The organism is Paenibacillus sp. Aloe-11, from assembly GCF_000245715.1.
Lineage (GTDB): Bacteria > Bacillota > Bacilli > Paenibacillales > Paenibacillaceae > Paenibacillus > Paenibacillus kribbensis.
This window is the reverse complement of the sequence record NZ_JH601055.1, coordinates 80,284-88,943: the sequence shown is the minus strand read 5'-3', so window position 1 is coordinate 88,943 and position 8,660 is coordinate 80,284. Positions and strand designations below refer to the sequence as shown.

General features: G+C 51.0%; 7 protein-coding genes and 2 pseudogenes. 8 read left to right on the top strand and 1 reads right to left on the bottom strand.

Annotated elements, in window-relative coordinates; genetic code table 11:
- The 4 genes and pseudogenes from WG8_RS28445 to WG8_RS13250 form a co-directional block, all read left to right on the top strand.
- Positions 1–438: pseudogene (locus WG8_RS28445) on the top strand (ABC transporter substrate-binding protein); the annotation flags it as partial.
- On the top strand, positions 435–1,247 hold the full coding sequence (locus WG8_RS13260; RefSeq protein WP_007430702.1) for an ABC transporter ATP-binding protein: 813 nt from the start codon (positions 435–437) through the stop codon (positions 1,245–1,247). The pseudogene WG8_RS28445 and the gene WG8_RS13260, both read left to right, overlap by 4 nt.
- 8 nt (positions 1,248–1,255) lie before the next feature.
- Positions 1,256–2,089: an ABC transporter permease gene (locus tag WG8_RS13255; RefSeq protein ID WP_007430701.1), complete on the top strand. Its 834-nt coding sequence runs from the start codon at positions 1,256–1,258 to the stop codon at positions 2,087–2,089.
- Between the two features lie 230 nt (positions 2,090–2,319).
- On the top strand, positions 2,320–3,276 hold the full coding sequence (locus WG8_RS13250) for an aromatic acid exporter family protein (RefSeq protein ID WP_007430700.1): 957 nt from the start codon (positions 2,320–2,322) through the stop codon (positions 3,274–3,276).
- A 25-nt stretch (positions 3,277–3,301) separates the two neighbouring features.
- Here the strand turns inward: WG8_RS13250 and WG8_RS13245 are convergent, their stop codons facing one another.
- The gene (locus WG8_RS13245; protein ID WP_007430699.1) at positions 3,302–4,615 is read right to left on the bottom strand and encodes an amino acid permease; all 1,314 of its coding nucleotides are present in this window, start codon (positions 4,613–4,615) and stop codon (positions 3,302–3,304) included.
- A gap of 115 nt (positions 4,616–4,730) precedes the next feature.
- On the opposite strand from WG8_RS13245, the gene WG8_RS13240 reads away from it, so the two are divergent.
- The 4 genes and pseudogenes from WG8_RS13240 to WG8_RS28440 all read left to right on the top strand — a co-directional run.
- On the top strand, positions 4,731–5,627 hold the full coding sequence (locus WG8_RS13240) for a LysR family transcriptional regulator (RefSeq protein ID WP_007430698.1): 897 nt from the start codon (positions 4,731–4,733) through the stop codon (positions 5,625–5,627).
- Between the two features lie 126 nt (positions 5,628–5,753).
- Positions 5,754–6,311, top strand: coding sequence for an outer spore coat protein CotE (locus WG8_RS13235; RefSeq protein WP_007430697.1), 558 nt, complete (start codon positions 5,754–5,756; stop codon positions 6,309–6,311).
- 124 nt (positions 6,312–6,435) lie between these two features.
- Complete coding sequence (locus tag WG8_RS13230) at positions 6,436–7,686, top strand: putative amidoligase domain-containing protein (protein WP_043891055.1); 1,251 nt, start codon at positions 6,436–6,438, stop codon at positions 7,684–7,686.
- Positions 7,687–7,791: 105 nt separating this feature from the next.
- A pseudogene (locus WG8_RS28440) lies at positions 7,792–8,660 on the top strand (DNA mismatch repair protein MutS); the annotation flags it as partial.

Below are 8,660 nucleotides of genomic sequence, written 5' to 3'. Positions count from 1 at the left end.
GGCGAGCTGCCATATACGGTATATATGGCAAAACAAAGCTATCTGAACACGAATGCCGCGACCGCGCAAAAATTTACAAACGCTGTATACCGGGCCCAGCAGTGGATTGCTGCACATTCACCTGAACAAATTGCTGAGGCGATTACGCCTTATTTCAAGGATATAGATTTGGCGATTCTGACGACCAGCATCAAGCGCTACAAGGAACAAGGTACCTATGCTTTGAACCCGATGATTGAAGAAAAGGAATGGAAGAATTTACAGGATATCATGACTTCGGCGGGAGAGCTGAAAAGTCCCGTTGTACTGGGTAAGCTGGTGAATGCGAGCTTTGCCCAGCAGGCAATTTCGGCATCTACCAATAACACCGACTCGCCTGCGAAAGCGAGCACAAACCAAACTACGGATGCAGATGTGAACACCGGAGGTTCGCCATGATCGGGGTACGAAGCGGATCTCCTTCGGATGTAACGGTCCCGATGGTGAGGCTGCAGCAAGTAACACATGTGTATGTAACGGATCGGGAAGCTTCGCTGGCAGTTGAAAATATCGATTTTTCCGTGGCGACAGGGGAGTTCGTCAGTTTGGTTGGTCCGAGCGGTTGCGGCAAAACGACGATTCTGTCCATGATTGCCGGGCTGCTGCGTCCGGCAGCAGGCCAGGTGCTGCTGCAAGGACGACCGGTGAGCGGCCCGAGCCCGGAGGTCGGTTATATGCTGCAGCAGGACTATCTGTTCCCTTGGCGGACGATTATGGATAACGCCTTGCTGGGTCTGGAGCTAGGCAAGAGGGTAGATGAGGCTTCGCGCGAGCGGACACGTCTGCTACTGGAGAGCATGGGCCTAGAAGGCAAGGAGCATCTGCATCCGTCCCAGCTGTCTGGAGGAATGCGCCAGCGTGTGGCGCTGGTGAGAACGCTGGCGACCAATCCGGGACTGCTGCTGCTGGATGAGCCGTTCTCTGCGCTGGATTATCAGACCAAGCTGCAGCTGGAAGACCTGATTGCCGAAACCTTGCGCGAGCGGGGGAAGACGGCTATTTTGGTTACACACGATTTGGCCGAGGCGATTGCGGTCAGCGACCGGATTATTGTGCTGGGTCGTAATCCCGGCCACATTCGGCGTACCTTCGACATTCCAAAATCCATTCGAGAAGCTCAACCTTTTTATGCACGTGATCAGCCGGGCTTTAATGAGCTTTTCCATGAAATATGGGGTGAACTGGAGGCTTCGGGAGTAAAGGAGTGAGTTAGACCATGAGGGATGAAGCGGATCAGCTTGAGCAACGCTGGATTCAAGAGCTGCATCAGGAGTATCGGCGTGGCAGGCGTTCGCAGCGGCGATTGGTGACAGGCGTACAGACAGCTATTTTATTGCTTTTATTTGTACTATGGGAAATTGCGGGCCGGATGAAGTGGATTGATGTACTATTGTTCAGCTACCCGAGCAAAATATTCACTCAAATTGGCAAGGATGCGATCAGTGGTGAGCTATGGGGGCATGTCGGCGTTACGGTGGGAGAGACTATAGCAGGTTTTTTACTCGGAACGCTGTTAGGCACACTGCTGGCTGTACTTATTTGGTGGTCGCCGTTTTTGTCGAAGGTGCTGGACCCCTATATGGTCGTGTTCAACAGTATGCCCAAGGTGGCACTGGGTCCGATTTTTATCGTCATGTTTGGGGCGGGCTTTACGGCTATCCTTATGACGACTCTCTCCATTATAATCATCATTACGACGCTGGTCGTGTATAACAGCTTTCAGGAAGTTGATTCGAATCTGATCAAGGTAGTACGGACGTTTGGGGGATCGCGGCGTGATACGTTCCAAAAGGTGATCTTGCCTGCATCCTTCCCCGCTATCGTCTCTACGCTGAAAGTCAATGTTGGTATGGCATGGATTGGTGTGATTGTTGGTGAATTTCTGGTGGCCAAAAACGGGCTGGGCTATTTGATTATTTATGGTTTTCAGGTATTCAATTTTACGCTGGTGATGTCCAGTCTGCTGATCATTGCCATCGTAGCTACACTGATGTATCAGGCGGTTGTGTATGTGGAGCATCGTCTGTTGTCCGGTCGTCCTCATCGGTAAAATAAATTTCTGAATATTTGTGTAAAACGTGAAAATAAAGTACCATGAAAATGAAATTACTTAAAATTTATGAAAACGAGCATTTTGCATAAATCCAAAGAGCGATTTAAATCTGCAATATATAGAGTGGAACGGTTTAGTTCATCTATGATATTGTTCTTTTGAGTGTCGGGAACCAAACAATGCAGAATGCTGACACAGATTTCACCTAGAGAGGACAGAGTTTTTTCATGGGCTTTCGTACAATTAAAACGGCTATTGCCGCATTAATGGCCGTACTCATTGCGGATGGTTTTGGCATTCATGGAGCTACCTCGGCAGGACTTTTGGCTATTTTGGGGGTGGATGTCACACGCAAGAGAAGCCTCCGTACCATTTCAGCGAGATTTTTTGCATCCGTTGTGGGGCTTCTTTTTGCTTGTGTTTTGTTTGTTGTTTTCGGATTCCATGATTGGGTTCTGGCATTATATATTTTGACGGCGTTCCCGGTCATTGTGCGCGTAGGCTTTAAGGAAGGGATCGTCACGGGATCGGTTGTTGTTTTCCGTGTATTTAGCGGCGGTGTGATTGATATGGAGGTGCTTCTGACCCAGCTGGCTCTGCTCGTTATTGGACTGGGCTCCGCCATGGTCGTCAATTTGGCCTATATGCCGCGTTCCGATAACACGATGCAGCAAATTCGGCACGAGGTTGATCGGACATTTTCCGTCATATTCAGAAACATAGCCAATACACTGCGTAGTCCGGCATACATATGGGATGGCAAGGAAGTTATCGAAGCGAACAGTATCATCGCCAAGGGGGTAACCGAAGCGGGGCGTTCATTGGAAAATCAGATGCTCCGTCCCCAAGAGGGCTGGAATGTGTATTTTTATATGCGCAGGGAGCAACTGGATTCGATTCAAAATATGATGCAGCTGATCGCGCAAATGTACCAGCACATGCCGCAGGCCAAGCTTCTGGCCGAGCTGTTCGACCAGCTTAGCCATGACGTTTTGGCCGGACATTATACAGGTCAGACCGAGAAGCTGCTGGAACAGGTTCGTGAGGAATTTAAAAAAATGGAGCTTCCCGCGACAAGGGAGGAGTTCGAGATTCGTTCGGCACTCTTGCAGCTTACGCATGAGTTGTATCAGTATTTGAAAATCGCCAAAAAGGACAAGGCCCCTACTCCGGTTAAAAATTAGAGTAAAGGCCTTGAGCGGCTGCTGTCTAGTGATGGACAGTGGCCTTTTCTTGTTCAATAACGGCAGAGGCCGTATCAGGCAGGGAACGCTTGCGCCGAATACGTCCTGTGATCCATAGGGCAATGCTGATCAGTCCAGGATAGAGCATGGCCCACCCGACAAAGGGAAAAACGGCTGCTGTTGAGATGAATGACACTAAGCTGATCGCGACACCCCAGCGACTGCCTCGTAGAAGCTTAATTCCCGCCGCACAGCCGCCGAGATAGGTCAGAATGAAGGTGGCGTTCGGGAACTGGATGAGGTTGGTGAGTGAAACGGCGCCACTACTGTACAGAGACATAATGATCACGAAGCAAGCGGCAAGAAAAGCGATGCCCCCGATAGGTGTATGGAAACGCCGGGATAATATCCCCATCCAGCCAAAGGCGTGTCCTTGTCGGGATAAAGCATACGCGACCCGTGAAGCAGCACCAACATAAGCAATAATCGTTGCAGTACAAATAAAGATTCCCGTCAAGCCCGCGATGACTGCGCCCCATGGACCGATAGCTCGGCTGATCACCCATACAAGAGAAGCATCTGACCCTCCCGCAAGGTAGCTTTGTGTCCCGATCGTAGCCAATGCAGTCAGAAAATAAAGCAGCCCAACGATGATAGCTGCAATGGTTACACCTTTAACAGCCGCCCGCTGGGGATTGGTGAATTCCTCTGACATATGGGATACGGCCTCCCAGCCGATGAAGCACCAGAACAGAATCGCGGCCGCTTGGCCGACAGGTAGCCAGCCATGAGGAACGAAGGGGATGAAGTGTACGGTTTTCATCTCGGGAAGTGCTGCGGCAATGGCGAAAATAAGGACAGCTACAATAGCAATGACGACAGCAATCTGAATGCGTCCAGCCACCTTCATGCCGATCCAGTTGATCACCAGTCCCACAGCCAGCATGGCAGCGGCTAGCATAATGCGGTTTTCCTCTCCCCAGCCCATGGCAGCGGTCATATAGCCAGCTCCGGTGAGTGCGGCAACAGGTGCCCCGATCGGAACGGACATAAGAAAAAACCATCCAATATATGAACCGGCACGTGGTGAAAAGGCCAGCGTGACAAAATGTGATACCCCTCCTGCATTCGGAAATTTAGCGGACAGAAGGCCCATGGACAGTGCCATTGGCAAGATGAGCAAGGTCATAAAGCCCCATGCCAGGAGTGATGCCGGTCCTGCCATTTGGGCGGCAAGACCGGGTACAATCAATATGCCCGAACCCAGCACAGCTCCGATATAGAGCGCAATGGCCTGTGGAAGACCAATGGTGGATTGCAGCTTGTGTTGACTTGTCATGCAGAAAATCCTTCTTTCTCTTGTCATTTCCTTCAGCTTATCAGATAATCAATCTATCGGAAAAACGGAATATAATGATAGATTGCATCGAAAAAAACGATGGAAGGAGCGGATTATGGAATCGCGCCATTTATTTACGTTTTTAAATGTGGTGGAAGCCGGCAGTTTTACACGAGCGGCGCGTATACTGGATTATGCACAGTCGAGTATCACGGCTCAAATCCAATCGCTGGAAGCCGAGCTGGGTACGCCGCTGTTTGACCGTATCGGCAAGAAAATTATGCTGACGGACGCCGGACGACGCCTGCTGCCCTATGCGCAGGAAATTTCCAAGATGCATGCGATGGCCAAGGATGCGCTTTGTTCAGCATCGGAGCTGACAGGTACGCTGAAAATTGGAGCACCGGAGTCGCTGGCTGCTTTTCGATTGCCGGGTTTGATTCGTGAGTACAGGGAGAGGTATTCGAAGGTTAAAATCGTCCTTAAGCCCGGCGAATGCTGGGAATTGCGCGATATGGTTCGCTCCGGCGAGCTGGATTTGGCTTTTTTGCTTCAGCCTGAGACGGAGGACAGGGAGCTGCATGTGACCACGCTCATCCACGAGCCGATGGCACTGGTCGCGCCACTTGAGCATTCACTGGCTGCTTATTCAAGGGTAGAGCCTTGCGATTTAAAGGATGAAACTATTTTGCATACGGAGTCCGGCTGTACGTACCGTATTCTGTTTGAGCAGTATTTGAACAGACACGGTATTTTTGCGGACCCGAGTCTGGAGTTTTGGAGCATCGAAGCCATCAAGCAATGTGTCATGGCAGGCTTGGGGATTGCGCTGCTTCCGCTGGTCACGGTGCAAAATGAGCTGCGTGAAGGGAAAATGACACGCCTGGCGTGGGATGACAGTGAGCAACAGGTGGCTACTCAGGTCACTTATCATACGAAAAAATGGAGATCCCCGGCTCTCAGCGAATTTTTACAGATTGTAGAGCAGCATGTAGCACATTGGCGTGCATGAGTTCAAGCCATTGCGGCATAAGCTTATACAAATAATATTTTTTCCTTTTCGCCTATTCACTCAACATTCGCCCACAACCTGCATACATATGTATGGAATGATTGATTGTATGGAGGAGGTTCAAGAATGGCATTGAGTCATAAAAATCGTAGAGAGATTATTACTAAAGCGATCTGTGGAAAAGGTCGCAGATTCTCTACCGTAACCCATACCGTAACTCCGCCCAATAATCCAACCAGCATTTTGGGGGCATGGATTATTAACCACCAGTATGAAGCTGTGGCGGCCGGGGACGGCATTGAGGTCGTCGGGACGTATGACATCAATATTTGGTACTCATACGATAAAAACTCGCAGACCGATGTGGCTAAGGAAACGGTGTCGTACGTGGAACATGTGCCGCTTTCGTATCTTGATCCGAAGCATCGGGCATCTACAGTGGAAGTATCCGCCGAAGCTACACAGGAGCCGAGCTGCGTTGAGGCCAGTGTATCTTCCGGGGGCGGCAGCGTAATGATCCGGGTCGAGCGGGAATTTGCGGTGGAGCTGGTGGCGGAAACGAAAATTGTTGTGGAAGTATTCCCGAATGGCAGCAGTGATGATTTTGACAAGGATTATGATTTTGGAGCGGAAGAAGGGGACTATGAGGAGCTCGACCCCGACCTCATTGACGACGAGCTCTGACGGAGGTAAACAAAAAGAGGGCCGCTTTACTCTTTGCGCCGGTCTGATTCTGCGCAGGGGGCAAAGGCCCTCCTTTTTGTTGTTATGCAGACATAATCCATACGTAATCCGTAGGGAGGGAAGCATGATGCAGCAGCCGGGACAGGCGCTCAGACGCTTTAGACAGATGCCGAATGATGAAAAAAAGCGCAGGCTGGAGCGTTCGGGTATATCGGTTCGTTGGATGGATGGCAGCACAGCGGATTTTGCGATAGGCTATGCAGTACAAATCCATCAATTGCAGGTGCTGGAAATTCGAAGACGTATCATTGAAGACCGTTTCCATGAAGGCCGTCCCGAAGTCCGCGCATATGATCCGTCTGCGCTGGATCGTAATTCACAGCTATATATCCGGATGGAGCGGCTGGCAGTGCGTACGCTGTACACACTTGGTTTGGACAGCGGTGAGGTAGTGCTGACGCTGCTGGGGGAACGCAGCTGTCAGGTGCGTGATGTTGCGGCACAGCCATGGCTGAACGACAGACGCTTGGATGCGCTTTATGAAGCTGCAGCGCGTGAAGAAGAGGCTCAGGAGGAGGACTTTCTAGCGGAACGCGAGAGAAATCGACTGCTGATCGGCATGGACCCCGAATTTTTGCTCGTTCGGATGCCCGAAGGGCGGATAGTTCCGGCCTCAAGGTATTTGAGCCGCATTGGCGTGGCAGGCTGCGATGCCGTATCGCGCCGAGGACGGACGTTATATCCGGTAGCTGAGCTACGTCCTGCACCGAGCGGCGATCCGGCCCTACTGCTGAAGCACCTGCGTCAAGCTTTTGCAACAGCAGCCCGGCGTATTGCCGACCGAACGCTCATCTGGCAGGCAGGTGGAATGCCACAACCGGGCTTTCCACTGGGCGGACATCTGCATTTTAGCGGGGTGCCGCTAAACGGGGCGCTGCTGCGGACGCTGGACAATTATTTGGCGCTGCCTTTGGCGCTGCTGGAAGACAAGCGCGCGGCTCGGCGTAGACCACATTATGGAAATTTGGGAGACTTTCGCCGTCAGTCGTACGGAGGCTTCGAATATCGAACCCTGCCCAGCTTTCTGGTCTCGCCCCAACTGGCAAAAGGCGTGATTGGAATGGCTTTTCTTATCGCCTCTCAATACCCTCGTTTACAGCGTAGACCGCTGGATGAGGAGGAGGCTCACCGGGCCTTTTATGAAGGAAACCAGATTTTACTTAAGAAGTATATGGAGCCTCTTATTCCCGATATCGTTTCACTAGAGGTATATCCGCAATATGAAGCTTATATCGGGCCTTTGCTGGATAGCCTCCACAAGGGGAAGCAGTGGGATGAGTCGCGGGATCTGCGTCCATTTTGGAAACTTTCGTAAAATCAGCCGGCGACGGCTGGGATGCTTTCATGTTATCGACTGTCATTTTTGTTATAATGATAGGTAATGCAAGTTTTAACGGAAAAGTGTGGGGGTTAGCAAACGATGTCCAATTATACACCGATGATTCAGCAATATTTATCTATAAAAGAGCAGGCCAAAGACGCATTTTTGTTTTTCCGCCTGGGAGATTTTTACGAGATGTTTTTTGACGATGCCATTCTTGCATCCAAAGAGCTGGAAATTACACTTACAGGCCGTGAGGGTGGCGCCACGGAAAAAATTCCGATGTGCGGCGTGCCTTACCATTCGGCGGAAAATTACATACAGCGCCTTATTGAGAAGGGCTATAAGGTAGCCATCTGTGAACAAATGGAAGAAGCCTCAGCTACGAAGGGAATGGTACGGCGGGATATCGTCCGCGTTGTGACTCCGGGTACGGTCATGGAAGGCAAGGCGCTGGGCGACAAGTCCAACAACTACATGGTCTGTGTTACGGAGACGGACGGGATGCTGGCATTGGCGGCGTGCGACTTGTCAACAGGTGAGCTGTATGTGACCTCCGTGCCAGATTCGAAAGAATGGCTGCTGGATGAAATCAACATTTATGAGCCGTCCGAAATGCTGGGAGACGGTCATCTGCTCGATTTCGTGACATCCCGTCTGTCGCCCGTTGGGCGGCGTGTTGTCTATACCGCTTGGGACAAGTCCAAGGATGATCTTGTGCGAGATCAGTTTGGCGAGGCTGCGTGGGCAAGGCTTACAGAAGAACGCAGACAGTGTGTATCGCGTCTGATTGCTTATTTGAATGAAACGCAAAAAAGATCGCTCGGCCAGTTAACCCAAATCTCGGTGTATGAGCCGAACCATTTTATGATTTTGGATCCATTTACCCGTAGGAATCTGGAGCTAGTAGAGACGGTCCGTGAACGCTCGAAGAAAGGCTCGCTGCTGTGGCTGCTGGATCGGACGGA

Excerpts from the sequence above, each read along its gene's own strand:
- WG8_RS13260 (WP_007430702.1), top strand. The coding sequence starts at position 435 with ATGATCGGGGTACGAAGCGGATCTCCTTCGGATGTAACGGTCCCGATG.
- WG8_RS13255 (WP_007430701.1), top strand. The coding sequence starts at position 1,256 with ATGAGGGATGAAGCGGATCAGCTTGAGCAACGCTGGATTCAAGAGCTG.
- WG8_RS13250 (WP_007430700.1), top strand. The coding sequence starts at position 2,320 with ATGGGCTTTCGTACAATTAAAACGGCTATTGCCGCATTAATGGCCGTA.
- WG8_RS13245 (WP_007430699.1), bottom strand. The coding sequence starts at position 4,615 with ATGACAAGTCAACACAAGCTGCAATCCACCATTGGTCTTCCACAGGCC.
- WG8_RS13240 (WP_007430698.1), top strand. The coding sequence starts at position 4,731 with ATGGAATCGCGCCATTTATTTACGTTTTTAAATGTGGTGGAAGCCGGC.
- WG8_RS13235 (WP_007430697.1), top strand. The coding sequence starts at position 5,754 with ATGGCATTGAGTCATAAAAATCGTAGAGAGATTATTACTAAAGCGATC.
- WG8_RS13230 (WP_043891055.1), top strand. The coding sequence starts at position 6,436 with ATGATGCAGCAGCCGGGACAGGCGCTCAGACGCTTTAGACAGATGCCG.